At 63.2% G+C, this 19,292-nt stretch carries 17 protein-coding genes and 1 pseudogene; 9 read left to right on the top strand and 9 right to left on the bottom strand.

Features of this window, described 5'->3' with window-relative positions:
- Positions 1-14: 14 nt before the first annotated feature.
- Entirely contained in the window at positions 15-1,319 is a 1,305-nt protein-coding gene (locus Q4G22_RS14100) for a thymidine phosphorylase (RefSeq protein WP_303386530.1), read from the bottom strand.
- Positions 1,316-1,711, bottom strand: coding sequence for a cytidine deaminase (locus tag Q4G22_RS14095; RefSeq protein ID WP_303386529.1), 396 nt, complete (start codon positions 1,709-1,711; stop codon positions 1,316-1,318). Before Q4G22_RS14095 ends, Q4G22_RS14100 begins: the two co-directional genes overlap by 4 nt.
- Positions 1,712-1,837: 126 nt before the next feature.
- On the opposite strand from Q4G22_RS14095, the gene Q4G22_RS14090 reads away from it, so the two are divergent.
- The 4 genes from Q4G22_RS14090 (at position 1,838) to Q4G22_RS14075 (ending at position 7,334) form a co-directional block, all read left to right on the top strand.
- Positions 1,838-4,117 carry an NADP-dependent malic enzyme gene (locus Q4G22_RS14090; protein ID WP_303386528.1) on the top strand — a complete coding sequence of 760 codons (2,280 nt, stop codon included), beginning with the start codon at positions 1,838-1,840 and terminating at the stop codon, positions 4,115-4,117.
- Positions 4,118-4,247: 130 nt separating this feature from the next.
- Entirely contained in the window at positions 4,248-5,576 is a 1,329-nt protein-coding gene (gene aroA, locus Q4G22_RS14085) for a 3-phosphoshikimate 1-carboxyvinyltransferase (protein WP_303386527.1), read from the top strand.
- A gap of 220 nt (positions 5,577-5,796) precedes the next feature.
- A complete protein-coding gene (locus Q4G22_RS14080) occupies positions 5,797-6,285 on the top strand; it encodes a transferrin-binding protein-like solute binding protein (RefSeq protein WP_303386526.1) in 489 nt (162 codons plus the stop codon).
- A gap of 2 nt (positions 6,286-6,287) precedes the next feature.
- Complete coding sequence (locus tag Q4G22_RS14075) at positions 6,288-7,334, top strand: hypothetical protein (protein ID WP_303386525.1); 1,047 nt, start codon at positions 6,288-6,290, stop codon at positions 7,332-7,334.
- Here Q4G22_RS14075 and Q4G22_RS14070 read toward each other — a convergent pair.
- The 3 genes from Q4G22_RS14070 to Q4G22_RS14060 all read right to left on the bottom strand — a co-directional run bounded on the left by Q4G22_RS14070 (position 7,331) and on the right by Q4G22_RS14060 (position 9,475).
- Positions 7,331-7,744, bottom strand: a complete 414-nt coding sequence (locus Q4G22_RS14070; RefSeq protein ID WP_303386524.1) for a VOC family protein — start codon at positions 7,742-7,744, stop codon at positions 7,331-7,333. The two genes, Q4G22_RS14075 and Q4G22_RS14070, sit on opposite strands and share 4 nt — an antisense overlap.
- A gap of 59 nt (positions 7,745-7,803) precedes the next feature.
- The gene (locus tag Q4G22_RS14065) at positions 7,804-9,195 is read right to left on the bottom strand and encodes a M10 family metallopeptidase C-terminal domain-containing protein (protein WP_303386523.1); all 1,392 of its coding nucleotides are present in this window, start codon (positions 9,193-9,195) and stop codon (positions 7,804-7,806) included.
- 151 nt (positions 9,196-9,346) lie between these two features.
- Complete coding sequence (locus Q4G22_RS14060) at positions 9,347-9,475, bottom strand: hypothetical protein (RefSeq protein ID WP_303386522.1); 129 nt, start codon at positions 9,473-9,475, stop codon at positions 9,347-9,349.
- A gap of 430 nt (positions 9,476-9,905) precedes the next feature.
- Between Q4G22_RS14060 and Q4G22_RS14055 the strand changes: the two genes are divergently transcribed.
- Complete coding sequence (locus tag Q4G22_RS14055; protein WP_303386521.1) at positions 9,906-10,799, top strand: LysR family transcriptional regulator; 894 nt, start codon at positions 9,906-9,908, stop codon at positions 10,797-10,799.
- A gap of 46 nt (positions 10,800-10,845) precedes the next feature.
- Here the strand turns inward: Q4G22_RS14055 and Q4G22_RS14050 are convergent, their stop codons facing one another.
- The 3 genes from Q4G22_RS14050 to Q4G22_RS14040 form a co-directional block, all read right to left on the bottom strand.
- Entirely contained in the window at positions 10,846-12,735 is a 1,890-nt protein-coding gene (locus Q4G22_RS14050; protein ID WP_303386520.1) for a propionyl-CoA synthetase, read from the bottom strand.
- 145 nt (positions 12,736-12,880) lie between these two features.
- Positions 12,881-13,975, bottom strand: a complete 1,095-nt coding sequence (locus Q4G22_RS14045; RefSeq protein ID WP_303386519.1) for a YihY/virulence factor BrkB family protein — start codon at positions 13,973-13,975, stop codon at positions 12,881-12,883.
- Between the two features lies 1 nt (position 13,976).
- Positions 13,977-14,684: a hypothetical protein gene (locus tag Q4G22_RS14040; RefSeq protein WP_303386518.1), complete on the bottom strand. Its 708-nt coding sequence runs from the start codon at positions 14,682-14,684 to the stop codon at positions 13,977-13,979.
- A 129-nt stretch (positions 14,685-14,813) separates the two neighbouring features.
- On the opposite strand from Q4G22_RS14040, the gene purB reads away from it, so the two are divergent.
- From purB to gap, 4 genes are all read left to right on the top strand, one after another.
- Complete coding sequence (gene purB, locus Q4G22_RS14035) at positions 14,814-16,127, top strand: adenylosuccinate lyase (protein WP_303386517.1); 1,314 nt, start codon at positions 14,814-14,816, stop codon at positions 16,125-16,127.
- Positions 16,128-16,211: 84 nt separating this feature from the next.
- Positions 16,212-17,219, top strand: a complete 1,008-nt coding sequence (locus Q4G22_RS14030; protein WP_303386516.1) for a FliG C-terminal domain-containing protein — start codon at positions 16,212-16,214, stop codon at positions 17,217-17,219.
- Between the two features lie 51 nt (positions 17,220-17,270).
- Positions 17,271-17,414: a hypothetical protein gene (locus Q4G22_RS14025; RefSeq protein ID WP_303386515.1), complete on the top strand. Its 144-nt coding sequence runs from the start codon at positions 17,271-17,273 to the stop codon at positions 17,412-17,414.
- A gap of 115 nt (positions 17,415-17,529) precedes the next feature.
- Positions 17,530-18,531 carry a type I glyceraldehyde-3-phosphate dehydrogenase gene (gap, locus tag Q4G22_RS14020; protein ID WP_303386514.1) on the top strand — a complete coding sequence of 334 codons (1,002 nt, stop codon included), beginning with the start codon at positions 17,530-17,532 and terminating at the stop codon, positions 18,529-18,531.
- A 265-nt stretch (positions 18,532-18,796) separates the two neighbouring features.
- On the opposite strand, the pseudogene Q4G22_RS14015 reads toward gap, so the two are convergent.
- Positions 18,797-19,255: pseudogene (locus Q4G22_RS14015) on the bottom strand (IS5 family transposase); the annotation flags it as partial.
- Between the last annotated feature and the right edge of the window lie 37 nt (positions 19,256-19,292).

Genomic DNA, 19,292 nt, shown 5'->3' with positions numbered 1-19,292 from the left:
CAAACAGGAAACCCTTAAGCCGTGATCCGGTCAAGGATCAGCGGGGCTGGGGGAACGGGGCCGGGCGACAGGGTGTAACACGATTGCAAACGGTTAAAGGCGGCTTCGGACTCTTGCGGCGTGGTGGACAGAGCGCGGCCGATGGGATGGTCCGGGGTCACCGGATCGCCCACACGGGCAAGGCCGTCAAAGCCGACGCGGGGGTCGATCTGATCGCCGCTGCGCAGACGGCCTGCACCCATATGGACGGCCAGATCGCCGATGGCGCGGGTATCGACGGCGGCGACATGGCCGGTTTGCGGGGCGCTGAAATTCGCGGGCGCGCGGGGCAGATAGTCGCCGGGACGCTCGATCAGATCAGGCGGGCCGCCAAGTGCCGCGACCATACGGGCAAAGCGGTCGGCGGCGGCTCCGCTATCTAGGGCGCGCTGAATCTTGGCTGCGCCTTCATCCGCCGTGGTGGCGAGACCAGCAAGGGTCAGCGCCTCGGCCCCGAGGGCGATGGTCAGTGTGCATAGCGGGCTGGCATCGGGGCGCGTCAATACGGTAATCGCCTCGGCCACCTCGACCGCGTTCCCGGCGCTGCGGGCCAGCGGGCTGTTCATATCGGTTATCAGCGCCATGGTGCGGCAGCCTGCGCCATTGGCGGTCTCGACCAGCGACCGGGCCAACGCGCGTGCCGCGCCCAGATCGGGCATGAACGCGCCATTGCCGCATTTCACGTCCAGCACCAGCGCATCCAGCCCCGCCGCCAGCTTTTTCGACAGGATCGAGGCGGTAATCAGGTCGATGCTTTCGACCGTGCCGGACACATCGCGGATCGCATACAGGCGGCGGTCGGCGGGGGCGATGTCATCGGTCGCGCCGATGATGGCGCAGCCCGCCTGACGCAGCACATGGTCCAGCGTGGCGCGGTCAATGCTGGTGCGATAACCGGGGATCGCCTCCATCTTGTCCAGCGTGCCGCCGGTGTGGCCCAGCCCCCGGCCCGAGATCATCGGCACATAAGCCCCGCAGGCCGCAAGCGCCGGTGCAAGGATCAGGCTGACGGTATCGCCGACGCCGCCGGTTGAATGCTTGTCCACCACCGGGCCGGGCAGATCCCATGCGATCACCTGCCCGGAATCGCGCATCGCCTGTGTCAGCGCCACGCGCCCTACATCGTCCAGCCCGCGCAGAAACACCGCCATGGCAAAGGCCCCGGCCTGTGCATCATCGACCGTGCCATCGGCCAGCCCGCGCGCGAACCAGCGGGCATCCGTCGCATCCAGCCCGTGCCCGTCGCGAACCCCAGCGATGATGCTGCGCGCGTCGGTCATTCCGTGCCGCTCATATGCGCGACCTCGAACCGGCCCGGCAGCAGTTCGCCGATGGTGGTGGCCAAAGTCGCGCCGCCGATGGTGGCCAGCAGCACCGGCGTATCGCCGCGCCCGAATTCGGCCAGCTTTTGGCGGCAACCGCCGCAAGGGGGCACCGGGTGGGGGCTGTCGGCGATGACGGCCACCTCGACCAGTTGCGTTTCTCCGGCGGCGATCATGGCGGCGATGGCCCCTGCCTCGGCGCAGGTGCCTTCGGGATAGGCGACGTTTTCGACGTTGCAGCCACTGTAGATGCGCCCCGAGGCACCGCGCACCGCCGCGCCAACCTTGAAATTCGAATAGGGCGCATAAGCGGCCTCGCGCACATGGCGCGCAGCATCCAGAAGCGACATGACAAACCCCCGTTGTTGATCCCGCGATCTTGCGCCGCACACAAGCCGGGCGCAAGCGGCAGAGCCATATTCACGTCCGCGCCGTTATCGTTTAACGGTGAACTATCGGCACAGCAGGAGGCACAGATGGAAAATCGCGATCAGGACATGAACCAGCATCCGGCCCTGAATTATCACGAGTTTCCCCGGCCCGGAAAACTGGAGGTCCGCGCCACCAAGCCCCTGGCCAACGGTCGTGACCTCGCGTTGGCCTATTCGCCGGGCGTCGCCGAAGCCTGTCTGGAAATCAAGGCCGATCCCGCCGATGCCGCCCGCTATACCGCGCGGGGCAATCTGGTTGCCGTCGTGTCCAATGGCACCGCCGTTCTGGGCCTTGGCAATATCGGCGCGCTGGCGTCAAAGCCGGTGATGGAGGGCAAGGCGGTTCTGTTCAAGAAATTCGCCAATATCGACTGTTTCGACATCGAAGTGAACGAATCTGACCCTGAAAAGCTGGCCGAGATCGTTTGCGCGCTGGAGCCGACCTTTGGCGCCATCAACCTTGAGGACATCAAGGCGCCCGACTGTTTCATCGTCGAAAAGCTGTGCCGCGAGCGGATGAACATTCCGGTGTTCCATGACGATCAGCACGGCACCGCGATTGTGGTTGGCGCGGCGGCCACCAACGCCTTGCGCATCGCGGGCAAGCGGTTCGAGGACATCAAGATCGTCTCGACCGGCGGCGGCGCGGCGGGGATCGCCTGTCTGAACATGCTGCTGAAACTGGGCGTGCGGCGTGAAAACGTCTGGCTGTGCGATATTCACGGGCTGGTCTATGAGGGCCGGACCGAGGATATGAATCCGCAAAAGGCCGCCTATGCTCAGGCCACCGATCTGCGCACGTTGGATCAGGTGATCGACGGGGCGGATATGTTCCTTGGCCTGTCCGGCCCCGGTGTGCTGAAACCCGAAATGGTCGCGCGCATGGCCGACCGCCCGATCGTCTTTGCGCTGGCGAACCCGACGCCGGAAATTCTGCCCGATCAGGTGCGCGAGGTTGCGCCGAATGCGATAATCGCCACGGGGCGCAGCGATTTTCCCAATCAGGTCAACAATGTCCTGTGCTTTCCCTTCATCTTTCGCGGCGCGCTGGACGTGGGCGCGACCACCATCAACGACGAGATGCAGATCGCCTGTATCGAGGGTATCGCCGCGCTGGCCCGCGCCACCACCAGCGCCGAGGCAGCCGCCGCCTATCACGGCGAACGGATGAGCTTTGGTCCCGATTACCTGATCCCCAAGCCCTTTGATCCGCGGCTGATCGGGGTGGTGTCCAGCGCCGTGGCCCGCGCCGCGATGGAAACCGGCGTGGCCACCCGGCCGATTGCCGATCTGGACGCTTACAAGCGGCGGCTGGACGGCTCGGTCTTCCGGTCGGCGCTGATTATGCGCCCGGTGTTCGAGGCGGCGGCGACGGCCAACCGCCGCATCGTCTTTGCCGAGGGCGAGGACGAGCGCGTTCTGCGCGCCGCCAATGCGATGATCGAGGAAACCACCGATGTGCCGATCCTGATCGGCCGCCCCGAGGTGATCGCCACCCGCTGCGAACGCGCGGGCCTGCCGATCCGCCCCGGCACCGATTTTCAGGTGGTGAACCCCGAAAACGACCCGCGCTATCGCGATTATTGGGAAACCTATCATGGCCTGATGGCGCGGCGCGGCGTGACGCCCGACATCGCGCGGGCGATCATGCGCACCAACACCACCGCCATCGGCACGATCATGGTTCACCGCGGCGAGGCCGACAGCCTGATCTGCGGCACCTTTGGCCAATACAGCTGGCATCTGAAATATGTGCGCGAGGTGCTGGCCCGTGACGGGCTGCATCCGGTCGGCGCGCTGTCGATGATTATTCTTGAGGACGGCCCGCTGTTCATCGCCGACACGCAGGTGCATTACGACCCGACACCTGCCGAAGTGATGGAAACCGTTATCGGCGCGGCGCGGCATGTCCGCCGCTTTGGCCTGACCCCGCGCATTGCCCTGTGCAGCCATTCGCAATTTGGCAACCTCGACACCGAATCGGGGCGCAAGATGCGTGCGGCGATGGCCATGCTGGACGCGCGCGAGGTGGACTTTATGTTCGACGGCGAAATGCACGTCGATGCGGCGCTGGACCCGGCTGTGCGTGAACGTATCTTCCCCGGATCAAGGCTGGAGGGGGCGGCAAACGTGCTGGTCTTTGCCGATACCGACGCCGCATCTGCCGTGCGCAACGCCCTGAAACTGAAGGCCAACGGGCTGGAGGTCGGGCCGATCCTGATGGGCATGGCCAACCGCGCCCATATCGTCACGCCGTCGATCACCGCGCGCGGTCTGCTGAACATGAGTGCGCTGGCCGGCACTCCGCTGGCGCATTACAGCTGATTGCGTCCCGCGACAGCCGGGGGGCCAGCCCCCCGGTCCCCCCGGGATATTTGGAAACGAAAGACGGGCTGGCTCTGGACAGAGGCGGTTCGCCGGGCCAAGACAGGGCCGAATTTCAAGGGAGCGTTCCATGTCGCATTCTGGTGAACCCCGTCCGATGACTGCCCGTGCATTGGGTCCGCTGCGTGGCGTGGCGCAGGTGCCGGGCGACAAGTCGATCAGCCATCGGGCGTTGATCCTGGGCGCCTTGTCAGTGGGCGAGACGCGGATCACCGGACTGCTGGAAGGGCAGGACGTGCTGGATACCGCCAAGGCCATGGCCGCCTTTGGCGCGCAGGTGGAACGGCTGGGACCGGGTGAATGGTCGGTTCACGGCGTGGGCGTGGGCGGCTTTTCGGAACCGGCTGGCGTGATCGACTGCGGCAACTCGGGCACCGGGGTGCGGTTGATTATGGGGGCGATGGCGACGACGCCGATCACCGCCACCTTTACTGGCGATGCCAGCCTATCGCGGCGACCGATGGCGCGGGTCACGGACCCGCTGGCGCTGTTTGGCTGTCAGATCGACGCGCGCGAGGGCGGGCGTTTGCCGATCACCATTCGCGGCGTCGCCGACCCGGTTCCGGTGCGCTATCGCACGCCGGTGGCCAGTGCGCAGATCAAATCGGCGGTTCTGCTGGCCGGGCTGAACGCGCCGGGGGAAACCGTGGTGATTGAGGCTGAACCGACGCGCGATCATTCCGAACGGATGCTGCGCGGGTTTGGTGCCGACATCCGCACCGAGGTCACCGGGGAAGGCCATGTTATCACCCTGCGTGGCCGCCCGGAATTGCAGGCGCAGCGGGTGGCGGTGCCGCGCGATCCGTCTTCGGCGGCGTTCCCGGTGGCGGCGGCGCTGATCGTGCCGGGGTCCGAAATCCGCGTGCCGGGCGTCAGCCGCAACCCGACGCGCGACGGGCTGTATATCACCCTGCGCGAGATGGGTGCCGACATTACCTTTGAAAACGAACGCGAAGAAGGCGGCGAGCCGGTGGCCGATCTGCTGGTGCGTTATTCGGCGCTGACGGGTGTTTCGGTTCCGGCGGATCGCGCCGCCAGCATGATTGACGAATTTCCGATCCTGTCGGTTGTCGCGGCCTTTGCCCAAGGTGCGACGGTGATGAATGGCGTGGCTGAATTGCGTGTCAAGGAAAGCGACCGGATCGACGCGATGGCCGTCGGGCTGCGGGCCAACGGGGTGCGGGTCAAGGATACGCCCGACAGTATGACCGTGTATGGCATGGGCAGTGTGCCGGGCGGGGCGCAGGTGGAAACGCATCTGGATCACCGTATCGCCATGTCGTTTCTGGTGCTGGGTCTGGCGGCGCAAGCGCCGGTGACGGTCGATGACGGCAGCCCCATCGACACCTCGTTCCCCGATTTCCGACCGCTGATGCAGGCTTTGGGCGCTGACCTGTGACCCAAGGGACGCAGGTCGGCAGCATTTGAACAATTTCGGATGATGCTTTTCGCCGCGGCTTGGGCTACACCGCGCGGCGGTGGGGCATGAAAGGATTCGGATGCAGCGCGTTCATGCTTGTCACGCGGCCCTTGTGGCTTGTCTTTTGGTAGCGGCCTGTGGTGGCGGTGGGTCTTCGTCCACGCCAGTTGACCCGACAGCGCCCAGTTTTAACGCGTTGATGGCAGAAAGCCGCGCGTTTTATGGCACCTATGCCAGTGATGGGAAACTGTCGGACAACCTGACCCCGCAGATGCCGGTGGCCGGGCGCTTTAACTATCAGGGCACAGCCCTGCTGTGGACGGGCGACCAGATCAACACGTCGCTGGACGAACCGGATATGGATACGGTGGTCGCGGCCGGGCGGCTGACCGCAACCGCCGACATCGCAGCAAGCAGCATCACCGGCACGATCAGCGATTTCAAATCGGCGCCGGGGCAGTCGATGGTGTCGGGCACCGTAGGCGTCGGCGGCACGATCAGCGACAACAGCTATATCGGCACCCCCACCGGGCAACTGAACATCGGCGTGAACCGCTATAACGTCACGGGTGGTTCGGTGATCGGTCATTTCGTCGGCGATTATGCCAGGGGAACCGCCGGGATCGTCTCGGGCAATCTGAATGAAGGGGCCGAAACCTTCATGATGACCTACACGGGCACACGGTAAGCATGACGATCCGGCGCATCGTTGCTGCGGCCTGTGCCGCAGCCCTTGCCGGGGCGACCGCGCCCGCCTTGGCCGACCCACTGCCCGGATGGGCCGCCGCGATGGCATCGGGCAGCGACCGTCTGGCGCTGTATGCGCTGGAACGCGCCCGCCCCACCGGATCAGAGGCGTATCGCGCCAATCTGGCCCGCCGTCTGGGCGCGCTGCACCCGGATGGCGGCGGTATCGTATCGCTGGGGCAGCAGGCGGATGTCTGGCCGATTCTGTCGTGGTCGCGCAATTTCAACGGCGGTGTGCCGGGCGCAACCATCATGATCGGCGATCTGGAATGGACCATAGACGAGGCCGACCGGGCCCGGTCCGGTATCGTCATCGGCGGTGGTGCGGGGGCGGTGGCCCGGTTCAGTTATGCCCGTGGGTCGGTTGTAACGGCGGGGATCAGCGCCTCGGTCAGCACTCTTGTGGGCGAGGGTATCAGCCGCAGCGAAGTGGGGGGCAGCCTTTGCGCCGCGCAGCACCTGCGCGGCTTTGTCTGGCTGGACGGCTGCGCTGCACTGGTCGGTGCACGACAAAGCGGGCGCGAGGATGTGGTCGAACGCAGCCTCAGCCTGACGCCGGTGGTGGTCACGCATCTGGGCAATGTCGATCAACAGATCTCGGCCACACTTCGGCGCAAAATGCGCAATGATTACAACCAGAACAGCCTGTCGATGGATTGGACCGGCGCGATCCCTGATGTCGGTGCCCTGTCCCTTGGGGGCGAGGGGGCCAAGCGCGTTCAGGGCCAGAACACTGTGCGGCGCGGGCTTCGCGCGGGTCTGGCGCGGCCCATTGCGGGGCGGATGACGCGGGTGCAGGCATCGTGGTATCAAACTGGCGGCAGCACAATCTTTGGCACCGCGCGCACTGACCGGATTGTCAGCCTGTCGGCAGAAACCGTTGCAACACCATGGCTGGCGGTATCGGCAACCATCGGGCGGCGCGATTCCAACTTTGACACCTATGATGAGATGCTGGGCGGCGTCGGTTTTCGCTGGCTGCGCCGTTAATCGGTCAGCCGGATCGCCGGGGCCGACCTCTGCCGAACCCGCTCATCCACCTTGGCCTCGATATTGTTGCCATCAGGATCAAGCAGATAGGCCGCGTAATAGCCGGGATGATAGTTCCGCAGACCCGGCGCGCCGTTATCGCGCCCACCCGCCGCCAGTCCGGTCGTATGGAACCGCTGCACGGCATCCCGGTCGGCGGCCTGAAAGCACAGATGCACCAGAGATGGCGCCTGCCCCGGCGCGCAGCCGTCGATAAACAATTCGTCCAGCTCAAGCCAGTCGCGACCGCCCTGCATCCGATCATCGATCCCAAGCGCCTGAAAGATGGCCAGATAGAAATCACAGGCGCGACCGAAATCGGTGACGCGCAGGTGGATGTGGTCGATCAGACGGCCCTGATGATAAAGCATATCTACCTCCGTCGGATTTAACGCGAGAGGCAGGGCAAGGTTCGATTGATAAAAGTGGTTCAGAACAGAAAATCGTCAGCGGCAAGCTGATCGATGGTCAGGCCGCGCAGCACCAGCACGTCGCCGTCAAGGTCACGCAGTTCGACATTCTCACCGACCTGCACCAGATTGCGGACAACCAGATCAAAATCGGTCAACGTTGCACTGCCACGCAGGATGATCTTTTCGCCTGCCAGACCGGGGTTGAAATCGGTGATCGTATCGCGCCCGTCACCCTTGCCGCGAAAGATGAAATGATCCGCGCCCGGCCCGCCGGTGTAGGTATCATTGCCGCGCCCGCCGTCGAACTGATCGCGCCCTCGCCCTCCGTGGAAATGGTTGTTCGCCGCATTTCCGATGAAACGATCATCGCCCGTGCCGCCCTTGGCCGCCTCGATCAGCGAACGGCTGTCGCCGTTGACTTGCAGCGCGTTATAAATGTTGTCGGCGGCTGTTCGTCCCTCGCCCAGATTAGCCAGTTGGCTGGCGGCAAAAATGCTGCTGGCACCGGGGCGCAGGTCGATGCGCAGGTCGGTGGTAAAGGCAGACAGGTCGTAGGTGTCGAAACCGCCGCCATCCCAGATCGTCGCAAAGATCGTGTCACCCGGACTGTCGATCGCCCGTTTACCATTCACCCAGGTATCGCCCTGCCCCGGTCGCCAGCTATAGGTGGTGCGCCCGGCATTGGTGGTGAAGTCGGCGCCATAGGCGTGTTGCAGCGCCCGGATGTCCAGCATCATCCACGTCTGCGCATAGTCGAACGTCCCATTCCCGCCAAGGGACGCGGCCCTTTCCCCGGCATAGGAATTATAGCTCATCACCGTGTATTCCATCGAATCCCATTTCGCGGGCAAAGCGCCGTGACGGTCGCCGTTGGGCATGGTGAAAATGTCGCGCGGATGTTTCAGGCCGATGGCATGGCCGATTTCATGCAGGGCGACGTAATGCGCCAGAGTGCCGGGGCGGGCATCCTTGAACCAGCCGCCTTTGAACCAGACATCGCCCGCGCGGTCATCGGGAATGGTGCCGCCGGGGTTGGCATAGCCGATCTCGCCATATTTCGGCATGGCGGTCTGGCCGAAACGATAATGCGCGTTGAACACATCACCGCCGGGTGTCACCTGGGTGAATTCGGCGCGGGTAAAGCCTTCGACGCCAAAGCCCGGACCGCCGGGCGTCGCGCCCTCTAACCCGAATCGGACAGCGGCGCGGGCGGCGGCGGTGACGGGTGAAAACGTCGCCAGTTCGCCGGGGCGTCCACCGCCGGGCAGGCTGTAATCGCTGCCATAATTCGATGCCGCAGTTGAAAAGCCATAGATAAAGTCACGCCCGGCATAGCGCGCGCCAAAGGTCAGCCCGTCGATGCGCGCATCACCTGACAACGGAACATATCTACCTGAAAAACCAGCCATCACGACCCCGATGCGAAATGGCGCAATCTAACGCGGCGCAGGCATGACGTCATCAGTCATGGTAACGCATCCCGGCGGCCAGAAAACACAATCACGAGAGGGGGAAAGTGGATTGTCTTCCTGACACGCCGGGATCAGATTGCCGATGCTTTCACACCGGCAAGCCTTGAGGGTCAGGGATATTCAGTGTTCCGCGGCGGGCTGCGATGATCGCCGCAGCGATCAGTATTCCAGCCACCCCGGCCAACAGACCTGCCAGAAAAATCAGCAGCAGGCCCAAGCGCAGCAGTCATACTGCTGCCTGATACGACCGCTGAAGTCGCCGATACGACCATCATCACGCGAATATCCCTTAAGCGCAGCCAAGTGCTGCACACCTCACTTTTGTCGCCCCACGACATAAACCGAAAAACGCACTGCCCAGTGACGCTTTCGTGGCTAACCTTCTACATCATCTGTTTCATTCCACAATTGGAATGAGTGTGCGTGGATCGTAGCTTGCTCTGCAAAAATGCACAGCAAAAAGGGGGAAGTGTTACGGTGTGCAAATTAGCCGCCCCGGATGCTGAAATTCTGCGTGAAATTCGCGCGAAAATAGCAAGAGGCTACATGCTGCGCATCTGGCGGCAGATGACTCTTGCCGTTTCGCACAGCGGGTGCTTTGTCAGCATCAGCCGCCACGCCCGCCGATCAGACCCAAGGGGGACGACATGCCCACAAACAACTGGGACGAGATCAAATCCGCCCTTTATGTCGCCCGTCACGGCGCGCTGACCCATGCCGCGCACAAGCTGGGCGTGCATCACAGCACCGTCCTGCGCCATGTCGAGGCGCTGGAACAGCGGCTGGGGACGCGGCTGTTCTATCGGCACAACCGCGGCTATGCCCTGACCCCTGCCGGGCGGCGTTTTATGGATGTCGCCGACCGGATGGAACAGACCGCCGCCGAAATCGTCATGGCCGCTGATCGGGAACAGAAGGTGCGGGGCACGCTGGTGATGACGACGGTGCCGATCCTCAGCGGGATCGTCGCGGATGCAACGGATTATCTGTTGCGCGACCACCCCGGCTTATCCGTGCGGGTAATTGCGGAAACGCGGCTGCTGCGGCTGGAAATGGGCGAGGCCGATATAGCCCTGCGCCCCGGCCCCCGACCCGAGGAACCCGATTACGTGGTCAGCCCCATGCCAATGGTGGCCTTTGCGCTGTATGCCTCGCGCCTTTATCCTGAACGGCATCCGGGGTTGGCCCACCGCCCGCTGAAAGCACAGCATTACATCGGCACCGAAGGCGACGAATTGCGGGCCGAACATTACCGCTGGATGTCGGCCAAGGTGGCCCCCAGACAGATCGTGGCGGTCAGCGCCGATCCGGCGACACGGCTGCAAATTCTGGTGCGCGGGGCGGGCTGCGGCTTTCTGCCGGTCAGGACAGCGGAACGGCTTGGCACGCTGATCCAGCTTGCACCGCCGCGCCGGGAATGGGCCCTGCCAATGTGGCTGCTGACGCATCGCGAAACCCATCGCACGGCGCGAGTTTCGGCCGCCACGCATGTTCTGAAACGCTGCATCCAGAATTACAGCCTGACCGAAGATGACGCATGAAAACGCCGCCGGAAAACCGGCGGCGTCGATACGGATGCGGTGCCTGTCAGTCCGTGCCGTAGCCCGCGCCCTTGAGCACCCCGGCGATTTCGTCCAGGATCACCGGATCGTCGATGGTAGCAGGCATCTTGAACTCTTCACCATCGGCAATCTTGGCCATGGTCGCACGCAGGATCTTGCCCGAGCGGGTTTTCGGCAGGCGATCCACGACCAGCGCGGATTTGAAGGCGGCAACCGGGCCGATGCGGTCACGCACCATCTTGACCACCTCTTTGATGACCTGATCTTCGGGCGTTTCGACGCCTTTTTTCAGGCAAAGGAAGCCCAGCGGCATCTGCCCTTTCAGCGTGTCGGCCACGCCGATCACCGCGCATTCCGCCACGGCGGGGTGGCTGGACAACACTTCTTCCATCGCGCCGGTGGACAGGCGGTGGCCCGCGACGTTGATGACGTCATCGGTGCGCGCCATGATGTAAAGATAGCCGTCTTCGTCGATATAGCCCGCATCGCCGGTTTCGTAATAACCGGGGAAATGCGACAGGTAGGATTTCTTGAACCGATCCTCGGCATTCCACAGCGTCGGCAAGGTGCCGGGCGGCAGCGGCATCTTGATCGCGATGGCGCCCAGAACCCCGGCTTCGACCGGATTGCCGCCTTCATCCAGCACCTGCACATCATGACCGGGCATCGGCACCGAGGGGCTGCCTTTCTTCACCGGCATCAGTTCGATGCCGAACGGATTGGCCGCAATCGCCCAGCCGGTTTCGGTCTGCCACCAGTGGTCGATGACCGGCAGCTTCAGCTTGTCTTCCAGCCACTGGATGGTGTCGGGGTCGGCACGCTCGCCGGCAAGGAAGATCGCCTGAAGGTTTCTCAGGTTATAGTCCTTGATAAGCTCGCCGTTCGGGTCTTCGCGCTTGACGGCGCGGATAGCGGTGGGGGCGGTAAAGAACGACTTGACCTTGTGGTTCTGACAGACCCGCCAATAGGTGCCCGCGTCGGGCGTGCCGACCGGCTTGCCCTCGAACACGATGGTCGTGGCCCCGGCGATCAGCGGACCATAGCAGATATAGCTGTGCCCCACGACCCAGCCCACATCAGACGCGGCCCAGAACACATCACCAGCGTTGATGCCGTAGATGTTGGGCATGGTCCAGTTCAGCGCAACCAACTGCCCCGCCGTATGACGCACCACGCCCTTGGGCTGGCCCGTCGTCCCCGAGGTATACAGCACATAGGCCGGATGGTTCCCCTCGACCGGGACACATTCGGCCGGCTCAACGCCATATTGGAACGAGTGCCAGGCGACATCGCGCCCCTCGATCAGTTCGGCAACCTCTTGTTCACGCTGAAAGACGACGCAGAAATCCGGCTTGTGCGCGGCCAGATCAATCGCCTTGTCCAGCAGCGGTTTATAGTGGACGACGCGCCCCGGTTCCAATCCGCAGGACGCGGCGATCAGCGCCTTGGGCTTGGCATCGTCAATCCGCACCGCCAGTTCGTTCGCCGCAAAACCGCCGAACACGACCGAGTGGATCGCGCCAAGCCGGGCACAGGCCAGCATCGCCTCAAGCGCCTCGGGGATCATCGGCATATAGATGATGACGCGATCACCCTTTTCGATGCCCTTGGCCCGCAGCGCACCGGCAAGGCTGGCAACGCGGTCACGCAATTCGCGATAGGTGATGCCGCGATAGGAATGGGTGATCGGGCTGTCGTGGATGATGGCCAGTTGATCGCCGCGCCCCGCCTCGACATGGCGGTCCACCGCGTTCCAGCAGGTATTCACCATGGCATCGGCAAACCATTCGCCCGCCGGTCCCTGATCGAAGAACGCTTTGCTGGGCGGCTTGATCCAGTCGATTCCCCCGGCCGCCTGCATCCAGAAATCTTCCGGGCTGGCCTTCCAGCTTTCGTAAACGTCTTTGTATGCCATGATATTCCCCCTCTACTCTGCTTTTGTTACGGGGCGTATGGCGTTGGCGCAATGTTCATGCACCCCCTGATGGCGATAACATTTGCTGCAATGCAGCATTTTTTCTGTCAGGGGACAAAAATCCGGCAAATATTGGGGCGAATCGTTAATCAACCGTCTGCGTCATCGGGTTCACCGGCACGGGCTTGCCGTTCAGGATGCGCAACTGACGCTCGACCTCGGAATTGATCTCGGCACCCATCATCACCACCATGCTGGCGATCCACAGCCACATCATCAGCAGAATGACAGCCCCAAGCGAACCGTAGGTTTCGTTGTAATCGGCAAAATTCGTCGCATACCACGAAAACAGCATCGAGGCTGTCATCAGCCCCAGGGCCGCAAAGATTGCACCGGGCGAGATCCATTGCCAGCGGGAATCCGCTTTGTTCGGTCCCCAGCGATACAGGGCCGACAGGGCCAGCATCAGCAGGGCCAGCATCACCGGCCAGCGCACGACCCACAGCAACCATTCGACCGCCCCCGACATCGGCACCCATGCCAGCACCGCGGGGATCACCGCGATGACGCCGATCATCATGATAATCATGAACATGCCGCCCAGGGTAAAGGCCATCGCCGTCAGGTTCAGTATCAGGAAATTGCGCGTCTCGACCTTGAAAAAGGCGACGTTCAGCGCCTCGATCAGCGCCTTCATGCCGCCGTTGGCGGAATAGAACGCCATGCCAAGCGCCAGAAGGCTGGCGATCGACAGCGAAACGGCGGGGGCATTCACGATGGTCTGCACCTGCCCCGAGATAATCTCGACTGCCTCCTCGGGCAGAAAGTCGGACAGATAGTCGAGGTTCTGCTCGATCTTTACCGGATCGGCGAACAGGCCGAACAGCGACACCAGCGCCGTGATCGCCGGAAACAGCGCCAGCAGCCCGAAAAAGGTCACGCCGCCCGCGACCGACATCACGCGATCTTCGCTGATCTGGGCGAAACTGCGCTTGGCCACCTGCCACCAATCGCCGCGCGTGAGCTGCCACGGGGTCTGCGGCGCATCTGGCCGGGGCGGGGCGACCACCTCTCGTGGCAGCTTGTCACTGCGGGTCGCGCGCTCCTCGGCTGTGCGGGCCTTGGTTTCGGCGCGCGCCTGTTGCCCCTTGCCGATGCCAAAGCGGTGCCGCGTGGCGTCATCCAGATCACCAAACAGCGCGGCGGTGACATCGGACCAATCGGAACGGCCCCTGCTCATGTTACAGGTTATGGGTGCGGCGGTCGTTATCGGCGCGGCGATGCGGGTCGGCGCGATGCGGATCGGCGCGGTCGCGGTCCTGCCCCTCGCGATCCAGAAACGACCGCACAACCTGCGCCGCATCGGAAAACTCGCGCATGATGCCACCTGCCTGCGCGGCCACGCTGCGGAACCCGGCAAAAGCGGCCAGCAGGCCGTTCAGACTGCCCGCAACCTGATCCGCGCGCTGTGTCAGGCTTTGCGCCGCATTGGGACGCGGGCCAAAGCGGTCGCGCGACGCCTGTGCCCGCATCCGCGCCACCTCCCGCGCATCGGCACGGGCCTGTTCGCGCACACGACGGCGAATCGCCTCGCGCTCGTCGTCATCCAGATCGGCAAAGCCGGGGGCGGTGCGCGGGCGGCTGTAACGGTCGGCCTCATCCGGCCCGCCGATAAGATCCACCACCTTTCGTGCCGCCAGAACCACGCCTGCCGTGGCCGCCGCCGCCATAATCGCCGCGCCGCCGTAAACCACCACCCGCGAGGTCAAGCCGGGCTGCGGCCATTCTCGGTCGCCGTCGGGCGACACATCCCCCGAAGGCGGAATCCGCCGCGATTCCAGCCGATGCGCACCACGCGCGGCTTTGCCGATGGGCGGACGCGGCCCAAAGCGGGTGTAGCTGATTTCATGCGCCTCTTGGCCGGGGGTATCGTGATCGCGGTCGCTCATGGCTTTCCCTTTGGGTTGGGTTTCAGCATTAACCCCGCAAGGCCGCAAAGCGTTCCGCCGATGTAACAAATCTTGCCCCCGTGCCGTGCCGGGTCTATCCCCGCCCTGACCCAAGGACAGGAGGCTCTGATGATCCCGCGCTATGCCCGCCCCGAGATGACCGCGATCTGGTCGCCGGAAACCAAGTTCCGCATCTGGTTCGAGATCGAGGCCCACGCCTGCGATGCGCAGGCCGATCTGGGCGTGATCCCGCGCGAAAATGCCCAGGCCGTGTGGCAGGCAAAGGATGTCGAATTCGACGTGGCCCGGATCGACGAAATCGAGGCCGTGACCAAGCATGACGTGATCGCCTTTCTGACGCATCTGGCCGAACATGTCGGTTCAGAACAGGCCCGGTTCGTGCATCAGGGGATGACCAGTTCCGACGTGCTGGACACCACCCTGAATGTGCAGCTGGTGCGCGCCGCCGATATTCTGCTGGCCGACATGGACCGTGTGCTGGAGGCGCTGAAACGCCGCGCCTATGAACACAAGGACACCGTGCGCATCGGGCGCAGCCACGGCATTCACGCCGAACCGACCACGATGGGCCTGACCTTCGCCCGGTTCTACGCCGAAATGGCGCGCAGCAAGGCGCGATTGCAGGCCGCGCGTGCCGAGGTGGCGACCGGCGCGATTTCCGGCGCTGTCGGGACGTTCGCCAACATTGACCCGGCGGTCGAAGAACATGTCTGCGCCCAAATGGGCCTGCGCCCCGAACCGATTTCAACGCAGGTCATTCCGCGCGACCGTCACGCGATGTTCTTTGCCACGCTGGGGGTGATTGCGTCGTCGATCGAAAATATCGCCATCGAAATTCGCCACATGCAGCGCACCGAAGTGCTTGAAGCCGAAGAATATTTCAGCCCCGGCCAAAAAGGGTCGTCGGCCATGCCGCATAAACGCAACCCGGTCTTGACCGAAAACCTGACCGGCCTTGCGCGGCTGGTGCGCATGGCCGTAGTCCCCGCGATGGAAAACGTCGCGCTGTGGCACGAGCGCGATATTTCGCATTCTTCCGTCGAACGCGGCATCGCGCCGGATGCGACGATCACGCTGGATTTTGCCCTGAACCGGCTGGCCGGGGTGATCGACAAGCTGGTCGTCTATCCCGAAAACATGCTGCGGAATATGAACAAGTTCAAGGGTCTGGTGATGAGCCAGCGCGTCTTGCTGGCGCTGACTCAAGCCGGGGTATCGCGCGAGGATGCCTATCGTCTGGTGCAGCGGAACGCCATGAAGGTTTGGGAACAGGGCGCTGATTTCAAATCCGAATTGCTGGCCGATGCCGAGGTGACGGCGGCGCTTTCCCCGGCCGAGATCGAGGAAAAATTCGATCTGGGCTATCACACCAAGCATGTCGATACGATCTTCCGCCGCGTATTTGATGAAAATGCGATGTGATTTTTCGGAACGGCGCTAACCCCTCGTTAGCAAAGTTCTGCGATTGTTCCCCTGTCGGCATAGATTCGGACGGACAGGGGAATGATGGCACATACGGCGCTTAGCCCGCGACAAAAGGCAGCGGTGATCGTGCGGCTTTTGATGAATGGCAACGACGACATGAACCTGTCGGCGCTGGACAAGGATCATCAGGCCGCGCTGGCGCAGGAAATGGCGGGCATGGATCTGATCGACCGGGCCACCCGCGATGCGGTGATTTCCGAATTCTGCGATTCGCTGGAATCGGTGGGCGTCACCTTTCCCGGTGGGCTGGACGGCACGCTGGATATGCTGGGTGGATCGCTGTCGGATGATACGGCCAACCAGTTGCGCCGCATCGCCGCGCTGACCGGCAAGGGCGATCCGTGGGAACGCATCGCCGCGCTGCCGGTGGACAGGATCATTACCCTCGCCAATCAGGAATCGGTCGAAGTCGCGGCACTGATGTTTTCCAAACTGCCGGTCTCCAAGGCGTCCGAGGCGTTCACCGCGCTTGGCCCCGCGCGGGCGCGGGCCGTGGCTCATGCCATGTCGATGACCGGCGGCGTCACGATCGAGGCACTGCATCGCGTGGGACAGGTGCTGCTGCGCGCCGCTGATGCCCTGCCCCGCCCGGCCATCGAAAAGCCCGCCGTTGACCGTGTGGGCGCGATCCTGAACTTTGCCAGTGCCGAAATCCGCGATTCGGTGCTGCAAGGGCTGGATGATGACGACGCCGATTTCGCCGTTGACGTGCGCAAGGCGATCTTTACCTTTGCCCATATCCCCACCCGCATCCAGCCGCGCGACGTGCCGCGCATCGTGCGCGAGATCGAAACGCCGGTGCTGCTGCGCGCACTGGCCGGAGCAACCGAAAACAACGCGGCATCGGCGGAATTCATCCTGTCGAACATCTCGCAGCGCATGGCCGAGGGGTTGCGCGACGAAATAGGCGGCGTCGGCAAACAAAAACAGAAAGACATCGAAGACGCGATGAGCGTGGTCGTCGCCGCCATCCGCGATCTTGAGGCAGCGGGCGAACTGATCATGGTGGTGCCCGATGACGAAGGCTGACCGGACATTGCGACCTTGCATCCGTAGCGACGAACCGCGACACATCGCCTCATGAGCACCAAGATCGCCGCCTTCCTCGTCTGCATTTTCGCCGCCGTGCTGCTGGCCGACCGGATCTGGCTGGATGGCACGCTTCCCGTTTACCTTGTGCGGCAGATGGCGGCTCTGGTAGATTGGATCACGTTCTGGAACTGACCGCCCGCCGGGTTAACCAGGCGGGCAAGTTTTGGATCAGGCAATACGCTGGCATTTGCATCCTGCCGCGAAGGCGGCTATCTGAAGCCAGCATCATCTGGGTGGGAGTTCAGTCATGGCAGTCAAGGTTGCAATCAACGGCTTCGGTCGCATCGGTCGGAACGTGCTGCGCGCGATCATCGAATCGGGCCGCACCGATATCGAGGTCGTCGCGATCAACGATCTGGGTCCGGTCGAAACCAACGCGCATCTGCTGCGCTATGACAGCGTTCATGGCCGCTTTCCGGCCAAGGTCACGGTGTCGGGTGACACGATCGACGTGGGCCGCGGCCCGATCAAGGTTTCGGCTGAACGCAACCCCGCCGACCTGCCCTGGGGCGACGTGGATGTGGTGATGGAATGCACCGGCATCTTTACCAGCAAGGAAAAAGCCTCGGCACATCTGAAAAGCGGCGCAAAACGTGTGCTGATTTCGGCCCCCGGCGATGGCGCGGACAAGACCATCGTCTTTGGCGTCAATGACAATACGCTAACCGCTGACGACATCGTGGTGTCGAACGCATCCTGCACCACCAACTGCCTGTCGCCGGTGGCCAAGGTGCTGAACGACACCGTTGGCATCACCCGTGGCTTTATGACCACGATCCACAGCTATACCGGCGATCAGCCGACGCTGGACACCATGCACAAGGATCTGTATCGCGCCCGCGCCGCCGCGCTGTCGATGATCCCGACCTCGACCGGCGCGGCCAAGGCCGTGGGTCTGGTGCTGCCGGAACTCAAGGGCAAGCTGGACGGCGTGGCCATCCGTGTGCCGACGCCGAATGTCTCGGTCGTCGATCTGGTCTTCGAAGCCAGCCGCGACACTTCGGTCGAAGAAATCAACGCCGCGATCAAGGCTGCTGCGGATGGCCCGATGAAGGGCATCCTGGGCTATACCGAAGAACCGCTGGTCTCGACCGACTTTAACCACGACCCGCATTCGTCGGTCTTCCACATGGACCAGACCAAAGTGATGGAGGGCAAGCTGGTTCGCATCCTGACCTGGTATGACAATGAATGGGGCTTCTCGAACCGCATGTCCGACACCGCCGTGGCGATGGGCAAGCTGATCTGAGATCGCTTCAGATGAAACAGGGGCCGTCCGATTGGGCGGCCCTTTCCTTTTGGGGCGTCAGGTGCGTGGCCATAAAAACGACCGAACAGCCCCCCTGCAAAACCAAAAGGCTTCTCCGCACGGTCAACAAAAGCAGCCTGCGTTATCAATGGGGATCACCCGGCAGATGACGGGGAATAGCGGTCAAAGACAATCGCCACGGATGGATGCGTTCACAATCGGAGGCACAAGCATCGCATGCGCTTGCTTCTAGCACATAGACTCATTACGGCTTACACCATAGGTGGGCTGCGCCGAATTTGACGGCGGCGAGATAGTTTGCGGGGCCCTTGTCGTATCGGGTTGCGACGCCCCGGAAGTGCTTGATACGGTTAAAGAATCTCTCGACCAGATTTCGTTGGCGATAGAGCCAGGCCGAGAAGGCGAATGTTCCCCTGCGATTTGCCTTGGGCGGAATGTTGGCCCAAGCCTTTCGCTGCTTGGCCCTGGCGCGGATCGCATCGCTGTCGTAGCCCTTGTCGGCCAGCAGGATGCCGCCCTCACCGAGAGTGTCGATCAGGGCTTCGGCCTCCTTGCAGTCGGCAACCTGACCGGCCGTCAGGCGCAGAGTGACAGGGCGGCCTTCGGCATCGACCAGCGCATGGATCTTGCTGGTCAGCCCGCCGCGGGAACGTCCCATGCAGCCATCGTCTCCATCCCCCTTTTTCTGTTTAGTCCCAGCATGTGATGGGTTGGATCAACAGTGAATCTTTCTGGCTCTC

The sequence above is a fragment of the Paracoccus sp. (in: a-proteobacteria) genome (assembly GCF_030538655.1).
Classification (GTDB): domain Bacteria; phylum Pseudomonadota; class Alphaproteobacteria; order Rhodobacterales; family Rhodobacteraceae; genus Paracoccus.
Note: the sequence above shows the minus strand (reverse complement) of the source record. Positions and strands in the feature narration are given on the sequence as shown.

What these genes read in the sequence shown, in the direction of transcription:
- gap (WP_303386514.1), top strand. Translation starts at nt 17,530, where the DNA reads ATGGCAGTCAAGGTTGCAATCAACGGCTTCGGTCGCATCGGTCGGAAC.
- Q4G22_RS14040 (WP_303386518.1), bottom strand. Translation starts at nt 14,684, where the DNA reads ATGAGCGACCGCGATCACGATACCCCCGGCCAAGAGGCGCATGAAATC.
- Q4G22_RS14095 (WP_303386529.1), bottom strand. Translation starts at nt 1,711, where the DNA reads ATGTCGCTTCTGGATGCTGCGCGCCATGTGCGCGAGGCCGCTTATGCG.
- Q4G22_RS14075 (WP_303386525.1), top strand. Translation starts at nt 6,288, where the DNA reads ATGACGATCCGGCGCATCGTTGCTGCGGCCTGTGCCGCAGCCCTTGCC.
- purB (WP_303386517.1), top strand. Translation starts at nt 14,814, where the DNA reads ATGATCCCGCGCTATGCCCGCCCCGAGATGACCGCGATCTGGTCGCCG.
- Q4G22_RS14070 (WP_303386524.1), bottom strand. Translation starts at nt 7,744, where the DNA reads ATGCTTTATCATCAGGGCCGTCTGATCGACCACATCCACCTGCGCGTC.
- Q4G22_RS14025 (WP_303386515.1), top strand. Translation starts at nt 17,271, where the DNA reads ATGAGCACCAAGATCGCCGCCTTCCTCGTCTGCATTTTCGCCGCCGTG.
- Q4G22_RS14050 (WP_303386520.1), bottom strand. Translation starts at nt 12,735, where the DNA reads ATGGCATACAAAGACGTTTACGAAAGCTGGAAGGCCAGCCCGGAAGAT.
- Q4G22_RS14045 (WP_303386519.1), bottom strand. Translation starts at nt 13,975, where the DNA reads ATGAGCAGGGGCCGTTCCGATTGGTCCGATGTCACCGCCGCGCTGTTT.
- Q4G22_RS14030 (WP_303386516.1), top strand. Translation starts at nt 16,212, where the DNA reads ATGGCACATACGGCGCTTAGCCCGCGACAAAAGGCAGCGGTGATCGTG.
- Q4G22_RS14080 (WP_303386526.1), top strand. Translation starts at nt 5,797, where the DNA reads ATGGCAGAAAGCCGCGCGTTTTATGGCACCTATGCCAGTGATGGGAAA.
- Q4G22_RS14090 (WP_303386528.1), top strand. Translation starts at nt 1,838, where the DNA reads ATGGAAAATCGCGATCAGGACATGAACCAGCATCCGGCCCTGAATTAT.
- Q4G22_RS14055 (WP_303386521.1), top strand. Translation starts at nt 9,906, where the DNA reads ATGCCCACAAACAACTGGGACGAGATCAAATCCGCCCTTTATGTCGCC.
- Q4G22_RS14100 (WP_303386530.1), bottom strand. Translation starts at nt 1,319, where the DNA reads ATGACCGACGCGCGCAGCATCATCGCTGGGGTTCGCGACGGGCACGGG.
- aroA (WP_303386527.1), top strand. Translation starts at nt 4,248, where the DNA reads ATGTCGCATTCTGGTGAACCCCGTCCGATGACTGCCCGTGCATTGGGT.
- Q4G22_RS14065 (WP_303386523.1), bottom strand. Translation starts at nt 9,195, where the DNA reads ATGGCTGGTTTTTCAGGTAGATATGTTCCGTTGTCAGGTGATGCGCGC.